25 protein-coding genes and 1 tRNA gene are annotated in these 23,595 nt (G+C 67.4%); 12 read left to right on the top strand and 14 right to left on the bottom strand.

Features of this window, described 5'->3' with window-relative positions:
* Window positions 1-88: 88 nt before the first annotated feature.
* From phoR to BMY69_RS10400, 3 genes are all read right to left on the bottom strand, one after another.
* The gene (phoR, locus tag BMY69_RS10410) at window positions 89-1,366 is read right to left on the bottom strand and encodes a phosphate regulon sensor histidine kinase PhoR (RefSeq protein ID WP_090177769.1); all 1,278 of its coding nucleotides are present in this window, start codon (window positions 1,364-1,366) and stop codon (window positions 89-91) included.
* A 58-nt stretch (window positions 1,367-1,424) separates the two neighbouring features.
* Complete coding sequence (gene phoB, locus BMY69_RS10405) at window positions 1,425-2,114, bottom strand: phosphate regulon transcriptional regulator PhoB (protein WP_045827901.1); 690 nt, start codon at window positions 2,112-2,114, stop codon at window positions 1,425-1,427.
* Between the two features lie 88 nt (window positions 2,115-2,202).
* Entirely contained in the window at window positions 2,203-3,819 is a 1,617-nt protein-coding gene (locus tag BMY69_RS10400; protein WP_090177768.1) for a M48 family metalloprotease, read from the bottom strand.
* Window positions 3,820-3,977: 158 nt separating this feature from the next.
* On the opposite strand from BMY69_RS10400, the gene grxC reads away from it, so the two are divergent.
* From grxC to BMY69_RS10385, 3 genes are all read left to right on the top strand, one after another.
* Window positions 3,978-4,247, top strand: coding sequence for a glutaredoxin 3 (grxC, locus tag BMY69_RS10395; RefSeq protein ID WP_090054362.1), 270 nt, complete (start codon window positions 3,978-3,980; stop codon window positions 4,245-4,247).
* Complete coding sequence (locus tag BMY69_RS10390; protein WP_090054360.1) at window positions 4,247-4,636, top strand: carboxymuconolactone decarboxylase family protein; 390 nt, start codon at window positions 4,247-4,249, stop codon at window positions 4,634-4,636. Before grxC ends, BMY69_RS10390 begins: the two co-directional genes overlap by 1 nt.
* A 110-nt stretch (window positions 4,637-4,746) precedes the next feature.
* Window positions 4,747-5,769: an isocitrate dehydrogenase gene (locus tag BMY69_RS10385; RefSeq protein ID WP_090177765.1), complete on the top strand. Its 1,023-nt coding sequence runs from the start codon at window positions 4,747-4,749 to the stop codon at window positions 5,767-5,769.
* A gap of 50 nt (window positions 5,770-5,819) precedes the next feature.
* Here BMY69_RS10385 and BMY69_RS10380 read toward each other — a convergent pair whose 3' ends face one another.
* The 7 genes from BMY69_RS10380 to BMY69_RS10350 form a co-directional block, all read right to left on the bottom strand.
* Complete coding sequence (locus BMY69_RS10380; RefSeq protein WP_090177763.1) at window positions 5,820-6,350, bottom strand: hypothetical protein; 531 nt, start codon at window positions 6,348-6,350, stop codon at window positions 5,820-5,822.
* Window positions 6,351-6,423: 73 nt separating this feature from the next.
* A complete protein-coding gene (locus BMY69_RS10375) occupies window positions 6,424-7,350 on the bottom strand; it encodes an aspartyl/asparaginyl beta-hydroxylase domain-containing protein (RefSeq protein WP_304441824.1) in 927 nt (308 codons plus the stop codon).
* Between the two features lie 100 nt (window positions 7,351-7,450).
* On the bottom strand, window positions 7,451-8,227 hold the full coding sequence (gene thiD, locus BMY69_RS10370) for a bifunctional hydroxymethylpyrimidine kinase/phosphomethylpyrimidine kinase (RefSeq protein ID WP_090177757.1): 777 nt from the start codon (window positions 8,225-8,227) through the stop codon (window positions 7,451-7,453).
* 735 nt (window positions 8,228-8,962) lie between these two features.
* Complete coding sequence (locus BMY69_RS10365) at window positions 8,963-9,253, bottom strand: GIY-YIG nuclease family protein (protein WP_090054351.1); 291 nt, start codon at window positions 9,251-9,253, stop codon at window positions 8,963-8,965.
* 58 nt (window positions 9,254-9,311) lie between these two features.
* Window positions 9,312-10,697 (bottom strand): PhoH family protein, encoded by a 1,386-nt coding sequence (locus BMY69_RS10360; RefSeq protein ID WP_090177755.1) that lies wholly within the window; start codon window positions 10,695-10,697, stop codon window positions 9,312-9,314.
* Window positions 10,698-10,779: 82 nt separating this feature from the next.
* Entirely contained in the window at window positions 10,780-11,241 is a 462-nt protein-coding gene (locus tag BMY69_RS10355; RefSeq protein WP_090054347.1) for a peroxiredoxin, read from the bottom strand.
* Between the two features lie 31 nt (window positions 11,242-11,272).
* Window positions 11,273-11,833, bottom strand: coding sequence for a glycine cleavage system transcriptional repressor (locus tag BMY69_RS10350; protein ID WP_090054345.1), 561 nt, complete (start codon window positions 11,831-11,833; stop codon window positions 11,273-11,275).
* A 178-nt stretch (window positions 11,834-12,011) separates the two neighbouring features.
* On the opposite strand from BMY69_RS10350, the gene dapA reads away from it, so the two are divergent.
* Window positions 12,012-12,905, top strand: a complete 894-nt coding sequence (gene dapA, locus BMY69_RS10345) for a 4-hydroxy-tetrahydrodipicolinate synthase (protein WP_090054343.1) — start codon at window positions 12,012-12,014, stop codon at window positions 12,903-12,905.
* Window positions 12,906-12,934: 29 nt separating this feature from the next.
* A complete protein-coding gene (locus BMY69_RS10340) occupies window positions 12,935-13,528 on the top strand; it encodes a hypothetical protein (RefSeq protein ID WP_090177754.1) in 594 nt (197 codons plus the stop codon).
* Window positions 13,529-13,590: 62 nt separating this feature from the next.
* Here the strand turns inward: BMY69_RS10340 and BMY69_RS10335 are convergent, their stop codons facing one another.
* The 4 genes from BMY69_RS10335 to BMY69_RS10320 form a co-directional block, all read right to left on the bottom strand.
* Entirely contained in the window at window positions 13,591-14,568 is a 978-nt protein-coding gene (locus tag BMY69_RS10335; RefSeq protein ID WP_090177752.1) for a hypothetical protein, read from the bottom strand.
* A 78-nt stretch (window positions 14,569-14,646) separates the two neighbouring features.
* Complete coding sequence (locus BMY69_RS10330; protein ID WP_090177749.1) at window positions 14,647-15,600, bottom strand: hypothetical protein; 954 nt, start codon at window positions 15,598-15,600, stop codon at window positions 14,647-14,649.
* A gap of 230 nt (window positions 15,601-15,830) precedes the next feature.
* Entirely contained in the window at window positions 15,831-16,154 is a 324-nt protein-coding gene (fdxA, locus tag BMY69_RS10325) for a ferredoxin FdxA (RefSeq protein ID WP_090054336.1), read from the bottom strand.
* Between the two features lie 27 nt (window positions 16,155-16,181).
* A tRNA-Glu gene (locus BMY69_RS10320) sits at window positions 16,182-16,257 on the bottom strand.
* A gap of 184 nt (window positions 16,258-16,441) precedes the next feature.
* Here BMY69_RS10320 and pcnB point away from each other — a divergent pair.
* From pcnB to pgi, 7 genes are all read left to right on the top strand, one after another.
* On the top strand, window positions 16,442-17,806 hold the full coding sequence (gene pcnB / locus BMY69_RS10315; RefSeq protein ID WP_090177746.1) for a polynucleotide adenylyltransferase PcnB: 1,365 nt from the start codon (window positions 16,442-16,444) through the stop codon (window positions 17,804-17,806).
* Entirely contained in the window at window positions 17,803-18,288 is a 486-nt protein-coding gene (folK, locus tag BMY69_RS10310) for a 2-amino-4-hydroxy-6-hydroxymethyldihydropteridine diphosphokinase (RefSeq protein ID WP_090177743.1), read from the top strand. Before pcnB ends, folK begins: the two co-directional genes overlap by 4 nt.
* Window positions 18,289-18,528: 240 nt before the next feature.
* Window positions 18,529-19,431: a GlcNAc-transferase family protein gene (locus BMY69_RS10300; RefSeq protein ID WP_343124098.1), complete on the top strand. Its 903-nt coding sequence runs from the start codon at window positions 18,529-18,531 to the stop codon at window positions 19,429-19,431.
* A gap of 55 nt (window positions 19,432-19,486) precedes the next feature.
* Window positions 19,487-20,314 carry a 3-methyl-2-oxobutanoate hydroxymethyltransferase gene (gene panB, locus BMY69_RS10295; protein ID WP_090177735.1) on the top strand — a complete coding sequence of 276 codons (828 nt, stop codon included), beginning with the start codon at window positions 19,487-19,489 and terminating at the stop codon, window positions 20,312-20,314.
* Window positions 20,315-20,324: 10 nt separating this feature from the next.
* On the top strand, window positions 20,325-21,170 hold the full coding sequence (gene panC, locus BMY69_RS10290; RefSeq protein WP_090177732.1) for a pantoate--beta-alanine ligase: 846 nt from the start codon (window positions 20,325-20,327) through the stop codon (window positions 21,168-21,170).
* A 137-nt stretch (window positions 21,171-21,307) separates the two neighbouring features.
* Window positions 21,308-21,688 (top strand): aspartate 1-decarboxylase, encoded by a 381-nt coding sequence (gene panD, locus BMY69_RS10285; protein WP_090054324.1) that lies wholly within the window; start codon window positions 21,308-21,310, stop codon window positions 21,686-21,688.
* Window positions 21,689-21,817: 129 nt separating this feature from the next.
* A complete protein-coding gene (gene pgi, locus BMY69_RS10280; protein WP_090177730.1) occupies window positions 21,818-23,452 on the top strand; it encodes a glucose-6-phosphate isomerase in 1,635 nt (544 codons plus the stop codon).
* Window positions 23,453-23,595: the final 143 nt, after the last annotated feature.

The following is a 23,595-nucleotide window of genomic DNA, read 5'->3' as shown; positions in this document are numbered from 1 at the left end:
GCGCTTCATGACAGCCGATGGTGTCTCATCCGCGATCATGCCGGAAAGCGGCGATGCAGCAAGCCCCGGAACCATCGGCCGCCCCCGCCTACGGGTGCTGCCCCGCGGCTTCCTGCAGGCGCGTGCCGTCGAGCAGGCGATCGCTGCCGAAAACACAGGCGAACGTCGAACCCTTGCCGGGCTCGCTCTCGATCACGAGCCGGGCCTGGTGCAGGTTCAGCACGTGCTTGACGATCGACAGGCCGAGGCCGGTGCCGCCCGAGTCGCGCGAGCGGCTCGACGAGACGCGATAGAACCGTTCCGTGAGTCGCGCGATATGCGCGGCGGGAATGCCGAAACCGGAATCCTGCACCGCGAACCGGGCGCCGTCGTCGGTGCCCGTCCAGCGAATGGCGATGCGGCCGCCCGTCGGCGTGTAACGCACGGCGTTGCTCACGAGGTTGGAGAACGCGCTGTGCAGGTCCTTCGGCGAGCCGAGCAGGTCGTACGACGTGGCGATGTCGAGCGTCACGGTGTGACGTCCCTGGCTCAGGGCTTCGGCCTCCTTGCGCAGGCTCGCCAGCAGCGGCGCCATCTGCACCTGTTCGTCGGCCACGTGGTCCTGCGTTTCCAGGCGCGACAGGGTCAGCAGGTCCTCGACGATCTGGCCCATGCGCTTGGACTGCGCGCGCATCTCGTCGAGCACCGGCGCAAGTTCGGGGACATCCTCGGGATCGAGCAGCTCGAGGTAGCCGTGGATCACGGTCAGCGGCGTGCGCAGCTCGTGCGAGACGTTCGCCACGAAGTCGCGGCGGATCTGTTCGAGGCGGGTGAGGTGGCTGGTATCGCGCGCGAGCAGCAGGCGCTGGCGGCTGCCGAAGGGCAGCAGCGTCGCGGTCACGTGGCGGTTCGGATGACCCGGCGCCGTCGCGTCGTTGAGCGGCTCGCGGCCACCGTCGGCCAGCCAGTCGGCGAGCTCCGAGTTGCGCAGCAGGTCTTCGATCAGGCGGCCGCGATCGCGCGGACGCTTCAGGCCGAGCAGGTCCTCGGCCGCATGGTTGAACCAGCGCACGTGCCAGGAGTGATCCAGCAGGACCACCGCGTCGGGCAGGGTTCCGGCCGCGCTGCGCAGGTCGCGCAGGCGGGAAGCGATTCGACGGGTGCGGGTCATCAGACGGTCATGTTCGGGGCGGGTCGACGCGGACGGCTGCAACATTGGCCGCGTTTTATGACGGAACAGCGACAGCAGCACGACGGTTTCCAGCAGCGCGACGAGGGTCACGCCGGCAAGCGGCGCGCCCGCGAGCGCACCGAATCCCGCGCCCGCCGCCAGGAGGGCGAGGCACGCGGCGGGCAGGCGCCAGGAAGCGAGGAAGCGGTCGAGCATGGAAAGGGCCGGTGACGGTCTGGTGGATCGCACCATAGCGCGCCCGGCCCGCGAATACCTAGGTGTTCGCGGAGAACCGGTAACCGGCGCCGCGGACGGTCTGGACCATGTCGTCCAGCTTCCAGGGTTCCAGCGTCTTGCGCAGGCGACGGATGTGGACGTCGACCGTGCGTTCCTCGACGTAGACGCTGCCGCCCCAGACGTGGTCGAGCAACTGGGCACGCGAGTAGACGCGCTCGGGGTGCGTCATGAAGAAGAACAGCAGGCGGTATTCGGTGGGGCCGATGGGCACGGCGTCGTCGCCGGCGAAGACGCGGTGCGCCGGACCGTCGATGCGCAGGCCGCCCAGCTCGACGACGCCGGAGCCGTCGTCACCCTGGCTGCGGCGCAGGACGGCCTTGATGCGGGCGATCAGCTCGCGCGTGGAGAAGGGCTTGATGACGTAGTCGTCGACCCCGGCCTCCAGGCCGTTGACGCGGTCCATCTCCTCGCCACGCGCGGTGAGCATGATGATCGGAATCTCTCGCGAGAGTTCCTCCCGGCGCAGGCGCCGGGCCAGTTCAAGGCCGCTGGTGCCGGGGAGCATCCAGTCGAGCAGGATCAGGTCGGGGACCCGCTCGGAGATGGCCATCTGTGCGGCGCGGGCGTCGGCGGCGTGCGCCGCGTCCATGCCCGCCTTGCGAAGCGCGAAGGCGACCATGTCGCGAATCGAAGCCTCGTCTTCCACGATAAGGATGCGTTTGTGCACGCTGGGGCCGCTCATTGGCTATGACGGTCATATTGCAGCCATGCTGTGTTACACGGCAATGACAATCGTCACAATTGGCCGGAACCTCTTACTGGCTCCGGCCGTCGGGGTTGTCGTCGGTGCTGACCCGGCGCTTGCGTAGCTCCAGCAGCAGGGGCGTCAGGTCACTGATCCGGGCCTGGATGCGGGAGCGCTGGTAGTAGTCGAGGTCGTCGCGCTTCAGGAGCCGCTTGAGCTGCTCCATGGCGTCGAACGGTCGCCCGGCAAGGTAGGCGCTGTCCGCATAGGCTTCGGCGGCGCGCACGGTGTCGCCGGAGCGCTCGCTGGCCCGCGCGAAGGTGCGGAAGATCTCCGGATCGTCGCTGTCGTCGAGCATGGGCCGGAGCAGGCTCGTGGCGGCGCGCGCGTCGTCGGCCCGGCCGGTGTCCGCCAGCGCTTTCGCATAGCCCAGCGTCACGGCGCGGTTCCGGGGCGAATTGGCGTGCAGCGCCTTGTAGATCGCCATGGCGTCGCCGTGCCTGCCGGCGTCGACGTACGCGTCGGCCATCGCCAAGCGGATGACGACGTTGTCGGGCTGCTGCGCGAGCAGCGGTTGCAGCTGGCCGATGGCCTGGGCGCCGCGGTTCGACCGGATGAGCGCCACCGCGTAGCCGTAGCGGTTCGCGGTGGTGTCGAAATCCTTCCGTTCCAGGTTCGTTGCGTAGTACGCGGCCAGCTTCTGGACGTCGCCGGACAGCACGCGATCGCGCTCGCGCATGAGCGCGTAGGTATCGGCGACGCTGTCCTTCGCCACCTTGGCGCCGGCGGAGATCAGGGTCGTGGGATCCTTGACGAACAGCACCGGGGCGGTGGATTTCTCCCACGTCGCCTTGTCGATGGTGGGCAGCGGCGGCCGGTTCGCGATCCGCTCCTCCAGCACGCGCGCCCGCGCCCGCGCGTCGCTGATGCGGGCGAGGGTGACGGGGTGGGTCTGCAACAACGCCGGCAGGGCTTCCTCGCCTTCGCCGACGCGCATGGTGTCCTGCATGCGGCCGAAGAAGTCGGCCATGGCGTCCGGATCGTAGCCCGAGTTCGCGAGCGTCTGGATGCCGACGCGATCGGCCTCGATCTCGTCCTTGCGCGTGAAGTTGATCTGCCGCTGCAGGAGCAGGCCCTGGCCGCCCATCAGCACGGCCGGCGCGGCGTCGCCCGCACCGCCGCCGGCGCCTGCCGCGATGGCGCCGAGCAGGACGAGGGCCATCAGGGGCGCGTTCTTCTTGGAATCCTCGAACGCCCGATACAGGTGGTTCTGCGTGATGTGCCCGATTTCGTGCGCGATGACGCCCGCCAGCTCGGCCTCGCTGGTGGTGATGTTGATCAGGCCGGCGTTCACGCCGATGTAGCCGCCCGGCGCGGCGAACGCGTTGATCTGGGTGTCGCGGACGATGAAGAACTGGAAGTGGTCCTTCGGCCGGTCGCTCGCGGCGACGAGACGGAACCCGAGGTCGTTGATGTACTGGTCGAGCAGGGCGTCGTCGACCGTGAGGTCGAGCGCGTGCATCTGGCGGAGCATCATCGCCCCGTACTGATCGGCCTCGCGGGGGCTGATCAGGGCGTTCGCCGAGCTGCCCAGATCGGGCAGGCGGACGGCGTCCTGCGCCCCCGCGACGAGCGTGACGAGGGCGGTGGCGGCGGCGAGGGCGAGGCGGGAGAACGAGGGGCGCATAGGTCCGGCGACGATACCATCACTTAACGGTGAGTCGACCTCCACGGCGGAGGCGCTCGGATGGGCTTGGACCGCAGCGCTGCCCAACGGTTCGTCCGCCTTGTAAAATGAACGCCAAACCGTCATTTAGCGGTCATCCGGTTTCAGGAAACCCTCCCATGTCCACCCCCGACATCACCATCTATTCCACCGCCGTCTGCCCCTATTGCGTCGCGGCGAAGAACCTCCTGAAGGCCAAGGGCCTGGCCTGGAACGAAGTGCGCATCGACATGGATCCGGCGCAGCGCGACGTCATGCTCGAAAAGAGCGGCGGCCGCCGCACGGTGCCCCAGATCTTCATCAACGGCACGCACGTGGGCGGCTTCGACGACCTCGCGGCCGCCGACCGTAACGGCCGTCTGGCCGAAATCCTCGAGGCGGCGCACTGATGGCCGGCGATCGCGTCGAGGAATTCACCGCGTTCCGCAAGCGCATGAACGAGCGGATCCTCGGTGAGGACAACCAGGTCGTCCGCCGTTTCTTCGCCCTGGATACCCAGACCTACCGGGCCGGCGCGCTGGACGTGAAGACCAAGGAAATGCTCGGTCTGGTCGCCTCCATGGTGCTGCGCTGCGACGACTGCATCAGCTACCACGTCGCCCAGTGCAAGGAAGCCGGGGTGAATCGCGACGAGTTCTTCGAAGTGTTCAGCGTCGGCCTCGTCGTGGGCGGCTCGATCGTGATCCCCCACCTCCGCCGCGCGGTCGATTTCCTCGATTCGCTCGAGGGCGAAGCCCCGGCGGACGCGGCGGCCTGCGAGGACCATCCGGCTGCCTGAGCCACCGCGAACCTTGAAGGAAGCGGGCCGGATCGCCGATAATTAGGCGATTTTTCTCCCCGCGCGCGTCCCCGGCGCGCATGCGACCCGCTTTCCTCCAGGAGTTACCCATGAGCAACACCATTGCCGTTATCCCCGGCGACGGCATCGGCCCCGAGATCATGGACGCGACCATCCGCGTCCTCGATGCCCTCGACTGCGGCCTGACCTACGACTACGTGGATGCCGGCGTGGTGGCCCTCGAGAAGCACGGCGACCTGCTCCCGCAAGGCACGCTCGATGCGATCGCGAAGCACAAGGTGGCGCTGAAAGGCCCGCTGACCACGCCGATCGGTGGCGGTTTCACCTCGATCAACGTCACCCTGCGCCGCAAGTTCGACCTCTACGCCAACGTGCGTCCGGCGATCAGCTTCCCGGGCACGAAGGCGCGTTACGACAACATCGACATCATCACGGTGCGCGAGAACACCATGGGCGCGTACATGGCCGAGGGCCAGACGCGTGAGGGCGAGGGCGAGAACGAGGTCGCCGTGTCGGTGATCCGCAACACGCGCCCGGGCATGGAGCGCATCTGCCGCTACGGTTTCGAGATGGCCCGCCAGAAGGGTCGCAAGAAGGTCACGGCCGTGCACAAGGCCAACATCATGAAGACCTCGTCGGGCCTGTTCCTCGACGTGGCGCGCGAAGTGGCGAAGGACTTCCCGGACCTCGAGTTCCAGGAAATGATCGTCGACAACGCCTGCATGCAGCTGGTGATGAACCCGTACCAGTTCGACGTGATCGTCACCACCAACCTGTTCGGCGACATCCTCTCCGACCTCTGCGCGGGTCTCGTCGGCGGCCTGGGCCTCGCCCCGGGCGCGAACATCGGCAAGGACGCGGCGATCTTCGAGGCCGTCCACGGTTCGGCACCGGACATCGCCGGCCAGAAGAAGGCCAACCCGTGCGCGCTGCTGCTCGCCGCGGCCGACATGCTCGATCACCTCGGCATGGTGGCCAAGGGCACGCGCCTGCGCGCCGCGATCAGCGACGTCATGAACGCCCGCGACCGCACGACGCCCGACGTCGGTGGCACCGGCACGACCGATACCTTCGGCGATGCCATCGTCGAGCGGATCAAGGCCACGGCCTGATGACAACGAAAACCCCGCGAAAGCGGGGTTTTTTTCGTCCGGAAGGGTGGTCAATCCTCGCGACGAACGATCGTCTCGCCGCGGACTCCAGCGTGCGTCGGGGCGACGGCGACGCCCGAGCTGCACACCTTCGCCTGCGCGGGATAGCGCTCTTCGCAATACCGCACCCACTTGCGAACGCTGCGCTCCCGCTGCGACGGCAGCAGGTGTCCTGTGAGTGGCGCGCGGGAATACCCCGTGATTTCCTTCAGCACCGCGAGCAGTCCGTCGTGCACGAACCAGGGGTGGTACTGCGTATCCGCGCGTCCCGTGGGTGCCCGTATCCATATCGAGCGTTCGGGCAGGCGTCGGCCGTCGCCGAGGTGCGATACCACATAGGGAACGGCTGGGCGGCCCAGTCCTATCAGAGCGCGGAACGCCAGAGCCTGGCTTTCCGCGTCCGTCGTCGTGGCGTCGACGAGGCGCGCCACGACGGGCCCCAGGTCGCGCGGGGCCTGCGCGGGCACCGTCCCTCCGTGCGCCGCGGCCACGAAGGCGGCCAGCGGAACGAGTAGCGTGACGATCCAGCCAGGTCGCTTCATTGCCGGTGTCTCCGTCGGGGGGCTCACCCGACCGGAGTATCGCGCCATCGGAGCGGCGGCGCGTGAAGTCGGCTTAACCCCGGAAGAAGGGGTAGGGCGCGAGGAAGATCAGCCAGACCATCAGCACGATGCCGATGTACTTGGCGACGCGGAAGAGCTTCGGGTTGGCTTTCTTGAAGCGCCGCGTGCGCTCGCGGCCGCGCTGGTTCAGCGCGAACATGCGATTGACGAAACCGACCTGTTCCTTGCCGTCGTCGCTGTTCGGCGACGCGGTGATCGAGCCCATGAAGGCGCCGACGCGCTTGTTGATCGCCGTCATCATGCCGCTTTTCAGCGGGCGCTCGACGTCGGCGAAGAGGATCACGCGCGTCTGGTCGGTGCGGTTCTCGGCCCAGTGCACGTAGGTCTCGTCGAAGACGACGTCCTTGCCGTCGCGCCAGGCGTGCATCTCGCCGTCGACGAAGATGCGGCAGTCGTCCGAGTTCGGCGTGATGAGGCCGAGGTGGTAGCGCAGGGAGCCGGCGAACGGATCGCGGTGCGGGTTGAGCTTGCTGCCGGGCGGCAGCAGCGCGAACATCGCCGCCTTCACGCTCGGGATCGAGTTCAGCAGCTTCACCGTCTCCGGGCAGAGGGCTTCGGCGGAGGCGAGCGGTTCGCCGTACCACTTCAGGTAGAAGCGCTTCCAGCCCTGCTTGAAGAACGAGTTGAACGAGGCGTCGTTGTGCTTTTCCGCCGAGCGGATGAACCCCTCGTCGAAGAGGTGCATCGCTTCCTCGCGGATGACCTGCCAGTTGTTCTGCAGCAGGTCGAGTTGCGGGAACCCGCGGCGATCGAGGATCGGGCGCGCCGGCACCGCGGAGAACGCGTACATCAGCAGGTTGTATGGGGCGAAGATCGCCGAGTGATCCACCAGCTGGCGATCGAAGCGCAGGCGCGAGCGGCCGCGCAGGTGCACGAGCAGGACGCACAGCGTGAAGAGGATCAGGATGTACAGGACGATGAAGCGCGGCCCGAGGAAATTCATGGGGTTGGACTCGAGGGTGACGGGCGATATCTGGGGCCCCGGGGGCCGGTATCAACGCGGATAGGATACTCCGCGCTCAATGTCCGAGCACGTGGACGGCGCTCGCGCCTGGCCGCCAGCCCCGCCGTAACGCCTTGTCCACCCACGCGATCGCCGCGCGGACGGCCGCGTGCGGCGATTTGCCCCGCGCGAGGCCCGCGGCCACGGCGGACGCGAGCGTGCAACCGCTTCCGTGGCCTTCGATCGGCAGGCGGGGATGGCGCACCTCGAACATGCCGTGGGCATCGTAGTAGCGGTCGACGACCTCCGCCCCGCGCCCATGCCCGCCTTTCAGCAGGACCCCGCGTGCGCCGAGGGCCAGCAGGTCGGCCCCGGCCGCATCGATGTCTCGCCCCAGCGCCCTACCGAGCAGCGCCTCGGCTTCGGGCAGGTTGGGGGTCAGGACGTCCGCCAGCGGAATGAGGCGGGTCAGCAGCGTTTCCATGGCGTCGTTGTCGAGCAGCCGCGCGCCGGTGGTGGCGACCATCACGGGGTCGACGACGAGCCAGGCCGGCTTCCGCCGCCGCATCTGGGTCGCGACGTGGCGTGTGACGGCGGCGCTTCCCAGCATGCCGGTCTTCACCGCGGCGATGGGGAAGTCGTCGAACACGGTATCGATCTGGCTGCGGACGTGCGCGCGCGGTAGCGCATGGATCGCCGTGACCCCTCGGGTGTTCTGGGACGTGACGGCGGTGATGGCGGTCAGGCCATGCGCGCCGAGCGCGTGGAACGTCTTCAGGTCGGCCTGGATCCCGGCACCGCCGCCCGAGTCGGAGCCTGCGATGGTGAGAATGTTGGGTTTCGCGGGATGCATGGTGGGACAGCATAGCGGGGCGCCGCGGGTTTCATGCAGGTGGTCGCCGTGGATACCGGCGTGCGCCGGTATGACGACACCCCACCGTCGTACCGGCGTACGCCGGTACCCACGTCCCCGAGCCATGGCGGGCGATATCGCTGCGGGTTTCATGCAGGTGGTCGCCGTGGATACCGGCGTACGCCGGTATGACGAGACCTCACCGTCGTACCGGCGTGCGGCGGTACCCACGTCCCCGGTCCATGGCGGGCGATATCGCTGCGGGGTTTCATGCAGGTGGTCGCCGTGGATACCGGCGTTCGCCGGTATGACGAGACCTCGCCGTCGTACCGGCGTACGCCGGTACCCACGTCCCCGGTCCATGGCGGGCGATATCGCTGCGGGGTTTCATGCAGGTGGTCGCCGTGGATACCGGCGTTCGCCGGTATGACGAGACCTCGCCGTCGTACCGGCGTACGCCGGTACCCACGTCCCCGGTCCATGGCGGGCGATATCGCTGCGGGATTTCATGCAGGTGGTCGCCGTCGTTACCGGCGTTCGCCGGTATGACGAGACCTCACCGTCGTACCGGCGTACGCCGGTACCCACGTCCCCGGTCCATGGCGGGCGATATCGCTGCGGGATTTCATGCAGGTGGTCGCCGTCGTTACCGGCGTTCGCCGGTATGACGAGACCTCACCGTCGTACCGGCGTACGCCGGTACCCACGTCCCCGGTTCATGGCAGGCGGGCTTTCTTACAAGAGGCTTTCGTACAGATCGGCCCACGCGGGATTTTCCGCTTCGATCAGTTCCAGCTTCCATGCGCGCCGCCAACGCTTCAATGCCTTTTCGCGGCGGATGGCCGATTCCATCGTCACGTGCGGCTCGAACCAGACGAGCCGGGTCACCCCGTAGCGACGGGTGAACCCGTCGACGTCGGCGTGTCGATGCTGCCAGATGCGTTGGACGAGCCGGCTGGTGACGCCGACATACAGGGTTCCGCGGTATCCGCTCGCCAGTACGTACACACAAGGATGCCGTTCCACGTCTTGCTGCCTCCATGCAGTGCGGCGCGGGCTTCATGCCCGCGCCGTGGCTTTCCTTTTACAACGCTTCGGACGCGAAATCCGCCAGTCTGGACCGCTCGCCGCGCTTCAGCGTGATGTGCCCCGAGTGGGCCCACAGCTTGAAGCGATCGACCGCGTAGGTGAGGCCGGAGGTGGTTTCCGTCAGGTAGGGCGTATCGATCTGCTCCACGTTGCCGAGACAGACGATCTTCGTTCCCGGGCCGGCGCGGGTGATCAGCGTCTTCATCTGCTTCGGCGTGAGGTTCTGCGCCTCGTCGATGATGAGGTAGCGGCTGAGGAAGGTGCGGCCGCGCATGAAGTTCAGCGAGCGGATCTTCACGCGCGACGCGAGCAGGTCGTTCGTCGCCTGCCGTCCCCACGAGCCGCCTTCTTCCGGATTGGCGAGCACTTCCAGGTTGTCGGTCAGCGCGCCCATCCAGGGCGTCATCTTTTCTTCCTCCGTGCCGGGGAGGAAGCCGATGTCCTCGCCGACGGACACGGTGGCGCGCGTCATGATGATCTCGCGGTAGCGCTGCTGGTCCATCACCTGGGCGAGACCGGCCGCCAGCGCGAGGAGCGTCTTGCCGGTGCCCGCGGTGCCGAGCAGGGTGACGAAGTCCACGTCGGGATCCATCAGCAGGTTCAGCGCGAAGTTCTGCTCGCGGTTGCGCGCCGCGATGCCCCAGACGCCGTGCGCCGCGTGGCTGTGGTCGTCGAGCAGCACGAGCTTCGCCTTGCGCGCGTCCTCGTCGCCGCGGATCTCCAGCACCCGCAATTCGACGTCGTTCTCGCCCGGCATGTACAGGCACTGGTTCGGGTACCACGACTCGTCGTCGTGCACGTCGAGCTCGTAGAACGTGCGGCCGCGCTCGTTCCACGAGCGCACTTCGGGGTGCCTGTTCCAGAAATCCTCGGGAAGCGCATCGGACCCGGTGAAGAGCAGGGCGAAATCGTCGAGCGCGCGATCGTTCTCGTAATCCTCGGCGGTGATGCCGTAGATCGACGCCTTGATGCGAAGGTTGATGTCCTTGGTGACCAGGATGACCGGGCGGTCGGGGAACTGGTCGCGAAGGTCGATGACGGAAGCGAGGATCTGGTTGTCGGCCTTGCCGTTGCCGTGGCTCGTGCGCTGCTGGAAGAACAGGCGCCCGACCGCGCCGCGCTTGAGCTTGATGCCTTGCGGATTGACCAGTTCGAGGCCGTCGCGGATACCCTGGCCGCCGCGTTCGATCAGTTCGTTGAGGAAGCGGCTGACCTGCCGGCCATTGCGCGAGACTTCCGAGCCGCCTTTCTTCTTCTCGTCCAGTTCCTCCAGCACCGTCATCGGTATGAAGACGTCATGCTCCTCGAAACGGAACAGCGACGTCGGGTCGTGCAGCAGCACGTTGGTGTCGAGGGCGTAGATGCGTTTGCTTCCGGTCATGCGGAAGTGACCTCATGGTGAGGTTGCAATACCCGGCCGCACGGCGACGGCCGGGGGAGGGAGCCGCGGGACGCGGTATCCGTCACGCGGTGGGAACACTCTCTAGCACCGCCTGCGCGTGGCCGGGGATCTTGATGCCCCGCCACTCCGCGGCGAGCCTGCCGTCGGGATCGATCAGGAACGTGCTGCGTACGACGCCCATGTAGCGCTTGCCGTAGAGCACTTTTTCGTGGATGACGTCGAACGCCTCGCACCACGCCTCGTCGGCATCCGAGACGAGCGGGAAGGGGAGTTCGTGCTTCGTGGCGAAGTTCGCGTGCGAGCGCACGGAGTCGCGGGAGACGCCGATCACCTCGGCGCCGCGGGCCTGGAACGCCGCGTACAGATCGCGGAAGTCCTTCGCCTCGTTGGTGCAGCCGGGCGTGTTGTCCTTGGGATAGAAGAACACGACGACCCATCTGCCTTTCAGTGACGACAGCGACAGCGTGCCGCCGTCGCCGAGCGCGCCTTTCAGATTCGGAACCTTCTTGCCCTTGCCGGTCATGCGTTGCGTCCGCTCCTCCTTGCCGGGGTGTTCAGAACTTGACGGGATCCATGATGGCGTCGAGGTTCAGGCCATCGCACAGTTCGAGGAAATCGTCGCGCAGGGCGGCGATGTGCGTTTCCGCGGGGATGCCGATGGTGATCTGCGCCTGGAACATCTCGGCGCCGGTCTGCATCGCCTGGTAACGCATCGACGAGAGCTGCTCCACGCTGATGTCGCGGCGCGAGAAGAACTCGATGATCTTCACGAGGATACCCGGCCGGTCGGCCGCGATCACCTCGACGAGGTAGGGCAGGAGGTGCGCCGTCGGCTCGCGCGGCGTGGTCCGGTAGTGGACGATCTGCAATTCCTCGTCGCGGGCGAGCTTGCCCAGCGAGGTTTCCAGCTTCGCCACGGCGTCCCAGGCGCCCGCGGCGAGCAGCATCACGGACGTGTCGTTGCCGATCGTGGAGACGCGCGCGTCGGCCAGGTTGCAGCCCGAATCGGCGATCCGCTTGGCCAGCGCGAGGATGGGCGCGCGGTGCGCCGGCGACAGCGTCGATATGAGGAGCTGGTTATCGGTGGCGGCGTTGCGTGCTGCGGAACGATTCAAGGCGTACTACCCATGGCGCGTCCCGCGGGGCGCGGAACCAACGCTTTGGGGGCAGCTTACTTGCCCGTATCGCGGACAGGCAAGACGCCGACGCCCGGAGGCGGCGAATCCTGCCGAATGGACTCCCCGGAAACGCCCCGGTAACATGCGAAGGGCTGATTTCACAACGGGTTCCACCTTGGATATCTCAGGAAGCATCACCGCGCTGGCGACGCCGTTCGCCGCCGACGGGTCCCTCGACCTGGACGCCTTCGGCCGCCTGCTCGACCAGCAGCTGGCCGGCGGCACGCAGGCGGTGGTCGTCGCGGGTTCGACGGGCGAATCGCATTTCCTGGAGCACGACGAATACGACCGCCTGCTCGCCTTCGCCGTGAAGCATGTGAGCGGCCGCATCCCGGTCATCGCCGGCACGGGCGAGGCGGGCACCGCGAAGACGATCGCCGCGACGCGCCGCGCGAAGGCGCTGGGCGCGGACGCCGCGCTGGTCGTGGCGCCGTTCTACGTGCGTCCGACGCAGGAAGGCATGCGCCGGCACTTCGTCGCCGTGGCCGACGAGGGCGGCCTCCCCGTCATCCTCTACAACGTGCCCCCGCGCACCGGCTGCGACATCGCGCCGGAAACGGTGGCGGTGCTGCGCGACCATCCGGGCATCATCGGCATCAAGGAAGCGCGTGGCGACGCCGGCCGCATCGCGGCCCTCGCGGAACTTATCCGTGCCGATTTCGTCTACCTCAGCGGCGACGACGGCTCGGCCCACGAGGCCATGCTGGCGGGCGCCGCGGGGACGATCTCCGTCGTGTCGAACCTGGTGCCCGGTCCGTTCCGCGCGATGTGCGATGCCGCCCGTTCGGGCGACGCGCAGCGCACGGCGATCGAGGTCGCCCGTCTCGCGCCGTTGATCGAGGCCCTGAACTGCGCCCCGAACCCCATCCCGGTCAAGGCCGGCCTGGCCGCTCTGGGGCTGGGTTCGGCCGCGCCGCGGCTGCCGTTGGTCGAGCTGGAATCCGGCCCGGCGCTGGCGACGCTGCGCGAAACCCTCGCGGCTCTGGCACCATTGGCCTCCGCTGCCTGAAACAATCTTCCCAACGGAACCGAAAGTTCATGAAGAAAACCTCGTACGCGCTGGTCGTCCCGGCACTGCTCCTCTCCGTCCTGGTCGTTTCCGGTTGCGGCGCGTTCCGCTCCAAGAAGGATTGGGAAAGGGCGCAGCAGGAAGCTCCGCTGGAGATCCCGCCGGGCCTCGATACCCCGTCGACCAGCGCCGCGCTCGTCATCCCCGATGTCGGTTCCGGCGCGGCCGGTGGCGCGTCGACCGCTCCGGCGGCCGCGCCCGTCTCGGACGGCTTCGTGCTCGCCGACGACGCCGATGCCGCCTACCGCCGCATCGGCGAACTGCTGAGCGTCGGCGACCTGGGCAAGGTCACCGCCCATGACGACGCGACGCACACTTATCAGCTGGCCGTGAACCGCGGCAAGCCGGAAGGCCGTCCGGGCCTGTTCCGTCGCATGTTCGGCGGCGGCAAGAATGCGCCGCAGGATGCCGGCAACGGTTCCTCGGCGACGCAGGGCGGCACGCATGCGGTCGTGCTCACGATCAACGCCAGCGGCACGGGGAGCGAAGTGCGCGCACAGGGCGATGCCGATGGCGTGCGTCGCGTGATCGACGCGCTGAAGTCGCGCATGGGTAGCAAGTAAGCGACGCGTCGTTCGTCGCGCGACGAAAACGCCGCCTTCGGGCGGCGTTTTCGCGTCAGGGGTCATGGAATGTCGGGGCTCTGGTCCGATGGTTCGTAGTGGAAGGTCGCGCGTGCGTCGATCGATTCGGGCATGTCGAAGCGAATGATCGGCAGCCACTTGCCGGACGCCTCGCGGAAATCGGCCTGATCGAGGCGGGCGCTGTCGCGTCCCGATGTTCCGGACTGGTAGAAGAAGGCCTCCAGCGGGATCGTCGTGTGGATGTCCTGCGGCCACTGGCGGATGAGCAACTCGTTCCACTGGTTGAACGACGTGTCGCCAAGGCCGCGGATGGTGTCGATGAACATCGTGAAGTTCGCCGAGGTGTTCGCGTCGCCGATCGCGACAGGGATGCTGCACGAATACGCGTAGGGCGGCTCCGCCCGATAGTGCTCCACGTAGTCGGCAGCGGAATCGATCCCTATCTCGAAGCAGGGTGCGCTGGTGTCTGGATAACTGACATGCGCGCCGCAGCCATTCCGGTCGCGGCGATCCGTCTGCGCATCGATCGGGTAGACGCATACGACCTCCATCTTGTGGTACGGATCGAGACGCGCCGCGCGGTCCGCGTAGAACAACGGGATCAGGACGAAACCGTGGGTGTAGCGGCCGAGAAAGAGGCTATGGAACTGCGCATCGTGTCGCAGCCATGAGAAAGACACCGTGCCCTTCGGGTTGTTGGGGTTCGGGTTCCAGGCGTGATAGTCCGGGCTGTACACCGTGGCCCGAAACAGTATTCCCGAGCAAAGGACCACAGGTCGGCTCGGCCCGCCGCAATCGACCTGCGAGTCGTCGTAGCGCTCCTGGAGATCGGTGGCGATTTTCTCGCCATAGGCATCGTCCTGGCTGACCGGCTCGTCGCCGTTGGCTCGCACCCAGCCGGGGTGAACTCGCTCGGCCGCGTGGCGGGGCAGGCAGCCTGACGTGGCAAGGGCGGTGACGAGGATGGCGAGCAGTAGCGGCGTCGCCGACCACAGCGAGCGAAAGCGCTTCCGTGACATGACTCCTCCCTGAGTATCGTCTCGTCCGATCGGGCATCCGTGCCCTCGGCGCGTTTCCGGCGCGCCGCCCTGGCCGGATCACGGGATCGCCTGATCCGATTCGTAGTACTCGAAATCGGCTTCGCCGTTCGGCTCCCGCGGAAGGGTGACGCGGATGATGGGTCGCCAGATGCCTTTGCTGGTGACATAGAAGTCGTTCTGGTCGCCTTTCGAGTCCAGATGCCCATCCGTCCCGGCGAGGAAGATGAAGGACTCCAGCGGTATGGTCTTTTCCAGTCCGGTCTCCCACGTGGCGATGATGGCCTCGTCCTGACTTTCGAAGAACGCCCCGCGGTAGAGGTGCTGGACGTGCATCGCCTCCTTGAACAGGGCCGCCGAATTCGAGGTGCCGCTCACCATCGTGAATCCGCACGACTGATCGCGCTTGCTCGTCCCGGCGGGCGCGTCGTTGTAGTCGGCGAGCCACGCCGCACCGGTCAGGATCGGCGGATCCTTCTGCTGGCAAGGCACGCTTTCGGTCGGATGGTCGCGGTGCGGTCCGCAGCCGGCATCCGAGCGCAGGTCCGTGGCGCCGTCCATGGGGAAGTAGCACAGCACTTCCATCTCGAACTTGCCCTGGGGCAGGTGGAAGACCGGCCACACCGTGAAGCCATGGTTGTAGCCGTACGCAAGCTTTATGTACGACGCGTCCCGACGAAGGAACGAGAATGAAACGCCACCCGGTTTGGTGCTGTTCGGGTTGGGATTCCAGGCATGGTAGGCCTCGCTGAATTTCCCCGTGCCTCGCAGCAGGATGCCGCTGCACAGGAAGACCGGCGTTCGCGGTCCGTCACAACTGGCGTTCAGTGGATCGCTGTCCAGCACGGCATCGAAACGTGCCTGCATCGCCGCCGCGGTGGCCTCTCCCTCAGCCGTGTGCGCGGCGCGCACCTCCTCCGACGGCGTCCGTCGCGGGCTCACGGCGCATCCCGCGGACGCGATGCAGAGCCCGAACAGAAATATGCGAGCGATCCGGTAAGTGGGCGAATTCATCGTGGCCTCCTGGCGGACGAACTTCCTTGCGGGTGCGGGTCGGCGGCTGGCGGTTCAGACGCTGCCACCCACCGACCTCCGTCCCGGGGGGGGGGCGGATCCAAACCCCGGTGACTGCGCGCAGCTTCGCGCAGGAGCCCTCATGACCCAATAGCCCCTACGGTGTAGGGTGCTCATAAGCGGCCAGGGTACGAACGGGAGAGCGGGCGAATATCAGCCCGTGAGGAGTATCAGCGCTGAAGCAGGTCGATCTTGCCCGGCTTGTTTTCCCATTCCTTGGAATCCGGCAAGCCGTCCTTGCGCTCGGTGATCACCGGCCACTCCTTCGAGAGTTCAGCGTTAAGCGCCACGAACGACTCCTGGCCCGCGGGGACGTCGTCCTCGGGGTAGATCGCGTTGATGGGGCATTCCGGCTCGCAGAGGGTGCAGTCGATGCACTCGTCCGGATTGATCACGAGGAAGTTGGGGCCCTCGTGGAAGGCGTCCACCGGGCAGACCTCGACGCAGTCCGTGTATTTGCACTTGATGCAGTTGTCGGTAACGACAAAGGTCATGCGAACGGTTCGGCGCCGGGGGAAAGATGGCGCTCCCTACGAGGTTCGAACTCGTGTTCCCGCCTTGAGAGGGCGGTGTCCTGGACCACTAGACGAAGGGAGCGAGTCGTACTGGATGTACGGAGCGCGCTAGTATATCCAAATTCGGACGCTCGGCAACGGTTTTGCGCGCCGCTCGTCGAATTGGGTCGAATTCGTTACATTTGGCCCATTCATCCCGACACCGGCCGTCCGGTGGGGGCAGCCACTTGAACGGGCGCCGGAGCGCTCGCCAGGATCCCGACCGCTTGAATCCCGAAACCAGGAGTGAGCTCTCGCCGGCAGTGCGTATCATCCCGCGCGATCAGCACTCCATTTCCCGCAAGAACATCAGCAAGGCCGCCCTGCGCGTGCTGTATCGCCTGCACGACGCCGGTTTCGCCGCGTACCTCGTCGGCGGCGCGGTGCGCGACCTGCTGCTGGGCGGGCATCCGAAGGACTTCGACGTGGCGACCAACGCCACGCCGGACGAAGTGAAAGGGCTGTTCCGCAACTGCCGCCTGATCGGCCGGCGTTTCCGTCTGGCGCACGTCGTGTTCGGGCCCGAGATCATCGAGGTCGCCACGTTCCGCGGCACCGGGGAAGACAACGGCGAGGGCGACCGTCACATCGTCGAGGGCCGGATCGTCCGCGACAACATCTGGGGCACGATCGAGGAAGACGCGGTACGCCGCGATTTCCGCGTCAACGCGCTGTATTACGACATCGCCGACTTCAGCGTGCGCGACTACGTCGGGGGCATGCAGGATCTCGAAGACCGCACGATGCGCCTGATCGGCGACCCGGAAACGCGTTATCGCGAAGATCCGGTCCGCATGCTCCGCGCCGCGCGTCTCGCGGCGAAGCTCGGCTTCACCATCGACCCGGAGACCGCCGCCCCGTTCGCCACGCTGGGCCACCTGTTGGGTGAGGCGGCGCCTGCGCGCCTGTTCGACGAGTCGCTCAAGCTGTTCCTCGCCGGTCACGGCCTGAAGAGCTTCAAGATGCTCGAGGCCTGCGGGCTGCTCAGGTTCCTTTTCCCGGCGACGGCCCGCGCCCTCGAGCGTGGCGATCACGCGCTGCGCGCGCTGGTCGAGCAGGGTCTGGCCAATACCGACGCGCGGATCGCCGAGGGCAAGTCCGTCACCCCGGCCTTCCTGTATGCCGTGCTGCTGTGGGGCGAAGTGCGCGATCAGGCGCATGGCTGGATCGCGCAGGGTTACGACGCGAACGAGGCATGGCAGCGCGCCGCGGTGCACGTCGTCGGCGAGCAGTGCCAGCGCGTCGCCATCCCGCGTCGTTTCACCTTCACGATGGAAGAGATCTGGGCGCTGCAGCCACGTTTCGAACAGATCCATCGCAAGCGTGTCTTCCGCCTCATGTCGCACCCGCGTTTCCGTGCGGCTTTCGATTTCCTGCTCCTCCGCGCGCACGAGTCGGTGCGCATGCGCGAGCTCGGCGAGTGGTGGGCGCATGCCCAGCAGCTCCCGCCCGAGATGCTCGCCGCCGCCCTCGGCGGCGGTGGCGTCCCGCCCCACGAAGCGGCGCCCGCGGCCGGCGGCGCTCCGGCTCGCAAGCGCCGCCGGCGGCGCAAGCCGGCCGGACGAGGCAAGGGCGACTCGGGCGGCGCGTGAGCGTTCGCGCGTTCATCGGGCTGGGTGGCAATCTCGGCGATACCCGGGACATCCTTGGAGCGGCCATCGCACGGCTCGACGAGCACCCGGACATCACGGTGCTGGCGCGCTCGCGGTTCTACCGGACGCCTCCCTGGGGTCCGGTGCCGCAGCCGGATTTCGTCAATGCCGCCATCGCGGTCGACACCTCGCTGCCGCCTCACGACCTGCTCGACGTGCTCCTCGCCACGGAGCGCGCGTTCGGCAGGGTGCGCGACGGCGAGCGCTGGGGACCGCGCACGCTCGACCTCGACCTGCTCGTTTATGGAGACGCCCGGATCCACGACGAACGGTTGGCCGTGCCACACCCGCGCATGGCCGAACGCGCCTTCGTGCTGCTTCCGCTGGCCGATCTCGATGCGGACTTTGTCGTGGACGGACAGCGGACTGTGTCCCTGTTGCTGGAAACGCTCGATACCCGCGCTTGCACGGTGCTTCCTTAAGCCGGACAACGCGGCGTAGCATCGTCTCCGACGCCAGGACGGCGATCGATGGACACTCATGGACGGCGAGCGCTACGACACGATCTTCGTGCAGATTCCCGCGTATCGGGATCCCGAACTCGTCCCGACGCTTGTCGACCTGATCGAGAAGGCGCAGGCGCCACGACGCCTTCGCGTGGGGGTGTGCTGGCAGCATGACGAGGGGGGGGGGCGGAGCTGTTCTCCCACGCCGGCTTCAAGGTGGACACCGGCGTGCTGGGTGGACGCCTGCATCATCGCCTCGCCCTGCGCGGGGCATCAGTGAGGGTCTTCGACTACGCCATGAGCGAGTCGCGTGGGTGCGGCTGGGCCCGCGCGATCGCGCAGCAGGCGTTCCGCGACGAAGCCTATACGCTGCAGCTCGATTCCCATCATCGGTTCGCGCGGGATTGGGACCGCGAACTCATCGCGCAGCTCGAAGCGCTGCGCGAGCGCAGTTTCCGGCCGGTGCTCGTGGCGCACCCGCCGGCTTACGATCCCGGCCAGCCGGTGCCCGGGCGATGCGAGGAGGGTTACCAGATCGATTTCGTCGCCTTCGGCGGACCCGGCGTGGTCGCGACGCGATCCACGACGATCATGTATCCGCCCGGTCCAGCGGCACCGATCCGCGCTCGCTTCTTCAGCGGCGGATTCGCGTTCGCCGACGGAAGTTTCGTCCGCGACGTCCCCGCCGACCCGGATCACTACTTCAACACCGAGGAGATCACGCTCGCCGTCCGCGCCTATACCCAAGGGTACGATCTGTTCCACCCCCACCGCCACGTGCTCTGGCACTACTACGGCCGGCCGACGGCCCCGAAGGTCTGGGAGGATCAGGCGGCGGCGCTGGCACGCGGGGAAACGACGCTCGACGGAGCGAAGCTCGGCATGCGGGCACTGGCCGACGCCCGGCAGGCGTTGGGCATGGAGGGGGCTCCCCGGGCCGTCCACTGGATGGGCCGGCGGCGCAGCCTCCACGACTACGAACGCTTCGCGGGGCTCAGCTTCGCCCGTCGCGCGGCCACCGCGGAGGCGCTTTGCCACATCGAGCCCCGCGACGACGACCTGCGGCTGGATGAAGCGGCCTGGGTGGCCCGGCTTCTGCCGGCTCCGCGAATTCCTTGAGATACCGCTCAGACAGGGGGACAATTCCGGTTTCACCCAACAAGGCGACTTGAGCGTGTACGTCGAAAATACGAGTGCGCCGGCGCGCAAGCCGGTGACCGTGCCGGGCCTGAAGGCGATGAAAGCCGACGGCCGGAAGATCGTGATGCTCACCGCCTACGACGCGAGTTTCGCCGCGCAACTGGAAGCCGCCGGGGTCGACGTGGCCCTCGTGGGCGATTCGCTCGGCATGGTGGTGCAGGGGCGTTCGAGCACGTTGCCCGTCACGGTCGACGACATGGTCTACCACACCGCCGCCGCGGCCCGCGGCCTGTCCGCGACGCTGCTGGTGGCGGACCTGCCCTTCATGAGCGACCGCGACGTCCCGTCCGCCCTGGCCGCGGCGACGCGGCTCGTGGCCGAAGGCGGTGCCGCCATGGTCAAGATCGAGGGCGCGGGCCGGATCTGCGAGGTGATCTCGGCGCTGGCCGAACGCGACATCCCGGTCTGCGCGCACCTGGGCCTGACGCCGCAGTCGGTCAACAAGTTCGGCGGCTACAAGGTGCAGGGCAAGACGCAGGAAGCGGCCGAAAAGCTGCTGGCCGACGCGAAGGCCGTCGAGGCCGCCGGCGCCGACCTGCTCGTGCTCGAATGCGTGCCCTCGGCGCTCGCCGCGCGCATCACCGCCGAGCTTTCGATCCCGACCATCGGTATCGGTGCCGGCGTCGACTGCGACGGTCAGGTACTGGTGGTCTACGACCTGCTGGGCCTGACCCCGGGCAAGCGACCGAAGTTCTCCAAGGACTTCCTCGCCGGACGCGATTCCATCCAGGGCGCCATCGGCGCCTATGTCGGCGACGTGCGCGAGAAGCGTTTTCCCGCCGCCGAGCACAGCTTCACCTGAGGGCAGCACGATGCAGACCGTCACCGACGCCGCGGCCCTCCGGGCCACCATCCGCGGCTGGCGCAGCGCCGGCCAGAACGTCGGCTTCGTGCCGACCATGGGCAACCTGCACGCGGGCCACCACTCGCTGCTGAAACTCGCCCGTGCGCGTGCCGATCGCGTCGTCGCGAGCGTCTTCGTGAATCCGACGCAGTTCGGCCCGGGCGAGGATTTCGAGCGCTACCCCCGCACCCTCGCGCAGGACCAGGCGGGGCTGGCCGAAGCCGGGTGCGACATCCTCTTCGCGCCCGAGGTGGCCACCATGTACCCGTTCGGCCCGGCCGCCAGCGTCAGCATCCACGTGCCGGTGATCACCGATACGCTGGAAGGCGCCCATCGCCCCGGCCATTTCGACGGCGTTGCGACGGTCGTCGCCAAGCTCTTCAGCCTCGTCCAGCCGGACATCGCGGTGTTCGGCCAGAAGGATTTCCAGCAGCTGAAGGTGATCGAGCGGATGGTCGCCGACCTCTCGCTCTCGGTGAAGGTCATGTCCGCCCCGACCCTGCGCGACGAGGACGGCCTGGCCATGAGTTCGCGCAACCAGTACCTGTCGCCGCAGGAGCGGGCGAGGGCGCCGCAGATCTACGCCACGCTGACCCAGATGCGTGAGCTGTTCCGCCAGGGGCACGCCTGGCAGGCGCTCGAGCAGGCCGCGAGGGCGCGCCTGGAGCGGGCGGGGTTCTTGCCCGACTACGTCGCGATCCGGCGCGCCGACGACCTGGGCGAACCGGCCGGCGACGAGCGCGAAGGCCTGGTGGCCCTGGTCGCGGCCCGGCTCGGTTCGACGCGGTTGATCGACAACCTGCCGTTCGACTGAATCCCTTCACGAACGGGGACTTGCGTTTCTCGGCGCCGTCCCCCATAAAGCGCACCGACGGAAGGAGCCCACGCGACGGACGGGCCTGCCTCCGTTAGAATGGGCGTTTTTGCAACCCGCACACCCCAGAGACCGCCATGCACCTCAACATGCTCAAGTGCAAGATCCACCGGGCCACGGTGACTCACGCCGAGCTGAACTACGAAGGTTCGATCGCCATCGACGGCAACCTGCTCGACGCCGCGGGCATCCGCGAGTACGAACAGATCCACGCGTGGAACATCAACAATGGCGAACGCTTCGTCACGTACGCGCTGCGTGCGGATGAGGGCTCGGGCATCATCTCGGTGAACGGCAGCGCGGCCCGCCGCGTCTCGACGGGCGACCTCGTGATCATCGCCGCGTTCGTCGGCCTCTCGGAAGCCGAGATGGCGAAGTACCAGCCGGACCTCGTGTACGTCGATGCGAACAACCGCATCACCCACACGAACCACTCGATCCCGAAGCAGGCGGCGTAACGCCTGCTTTCGCGCGGCGGGCGGCAAGAAGCCACCCGCCGCCGGTCCGAAGGCGTCATCCATACAATCCACTTACGCTGCACTGCGGTACCATGGCCGCTTCCCCTCCGTTGCAGCCACGTGGAAGCCATGGAATCAAAGCACGCACCGTTGCCCTCGTTCGCAGAGCACGCCGCCCGTCTCGCAAAGACCCATCTTCGCGCCCTCGTCCAGGACGAAGCGCGCGGTGAACGCCTGCGTCGTCGCGTCGGCCCCATCCTCCTCGACATCACGCGTCAGAAGCTCGACATCGCGGCGCTGGACGCCGTCGGCGCCTACATCGACGGCACCGGCTGGAAGGCCGCCCGCGATGCGATGTTCGAAGGCAAGCACATCAACACCTCCGAAGATCGCGCCGTGCTGCATACCGCGCTGCGTGGTGGTGCGTCGCGTCATCCCGCCGCGCCGGCCGATGTCCGCAAGGACGTCGCCGACGCCCTGGACAAGCTCGAGCAGCTCGTCAACGCGGTGCACAAGGGCGAGGGCGAGTCGGTCGGCCTGATCGGCGGCGTCACCGATGTCGTCAACATCGGCATCGGCGGATCGGACCTCGGCCCGCGTCTCGCGGTGCACGCGCTCGAGCAGTTCCACGTCAAGGGCATCACGAGCCACTTCCTCACCAACGTCGACGGCCAGGCCGCCAACGACCTGATGAAGAAACTCGATCCCACGCGCACGCTGGTGATCCTCGTTTCCAAGAGCTTCAACACGCAGGAGACCCTCCTCAACGGCGGCGTCTTCCGCAACTGGATTCTCAAGGCGAACGGCGGCGACGAGGCGAAGACCTCGAAGCACTTCATCGCCGTGAGCTCGAACGTCGAGGCCGTCAACAAGTGGGGCGCCTCGCAGGTGCTGCCGATGTGGGATTACGTCGGCGGCCGTTTCTCGCTCTGGTCCGCCGTGGGCGCCTCGATCGCGTTCTCCATCGGCATGCAGGGCTTCCGCGATCTGCTGGCCGGCGCCGCGGAGGCCGACGATCACTTCCGCACGGCGGAGTGGCAGGACAACGTGCCGGTGCTCCTGGCCATCGCGGAGTTCTGGAACCGTAACATCCTCGGGCGCAGCAGCCGCGCCGTCGTTCCGTACGTCGATTACCTCGCCGACCTCCCGTCGTACCTGCAGCAGCTGGAGATGGAAAGCCTCGGCAAGCACGTGCATCCGGACGATGGCAGCGAAGTCGCGCAGTCGACGGTGCCCGTGGTCTGGGGCAGCATCGGCACGAACGCGCAGCACGCCTACTTCCAGGCGCTGCACCAGGGCACCGACACCGTGCCGCTGGAGTTCATCGGCGTGGTGAAGCCGGCGCATCCGCTGCGCGAGAACCAGGACGTCCTGCTTTCGAACCTGCTCGCGCAGGCCGCCGCGCTTTCGCTCGGCAAGACGTTCGAGGAAGCGCTCGCCGAAGCGAAGACGGGCACGGAAGCCGAGCGTCGCGCGCTCGCCGCGCAGCGCACGTTCAAGGGCGATCGTCCGAGCACGGTCTTCATGCTCGATGCGCTGACCCCGCATTCGCTCGGCGCGCTGATCGCCCTCTACGAGCACAAGGTGTTCATGCTCGGTCACCTGTGGGGCATCAACGCGTTCGACCAGTGGGGCGTGGAGCTCGGCAAGGTGATCGCCAAGCAGATCTATCCGTCGCTCGCGAACGACAAGGATCCCGGCGACCTGTCGCAGTTCGACGGCGCCACGCAGGGTCTCATCAAGGCGATCCGCGATCGCCGCTGACGCTGTTTGTCCTGCGGCAAAAAAAACCGGCTTCGGCCGGTTTTTTTTGTTCGATCGGCGTATGCCGCCCGGGCATTGGATAGTGTGCCAACTTGTGGCGGCACCTCGCGGGAAACGGGAGGCGCGCTGCTAGGATGCGCGCG

The organism is Luteibacter sp. UNC138MFCol5.1, assembly GCF_900110505.1.
Lineage (GTDB): Bacteria > Pseudomonadota > Gammaproteobacteria > Xanthomonadales > Rhodanobacteraceae > Luteibacter.
This window is presented reverse-complemented; position numbering and strand designations above follow the sequence as displayed.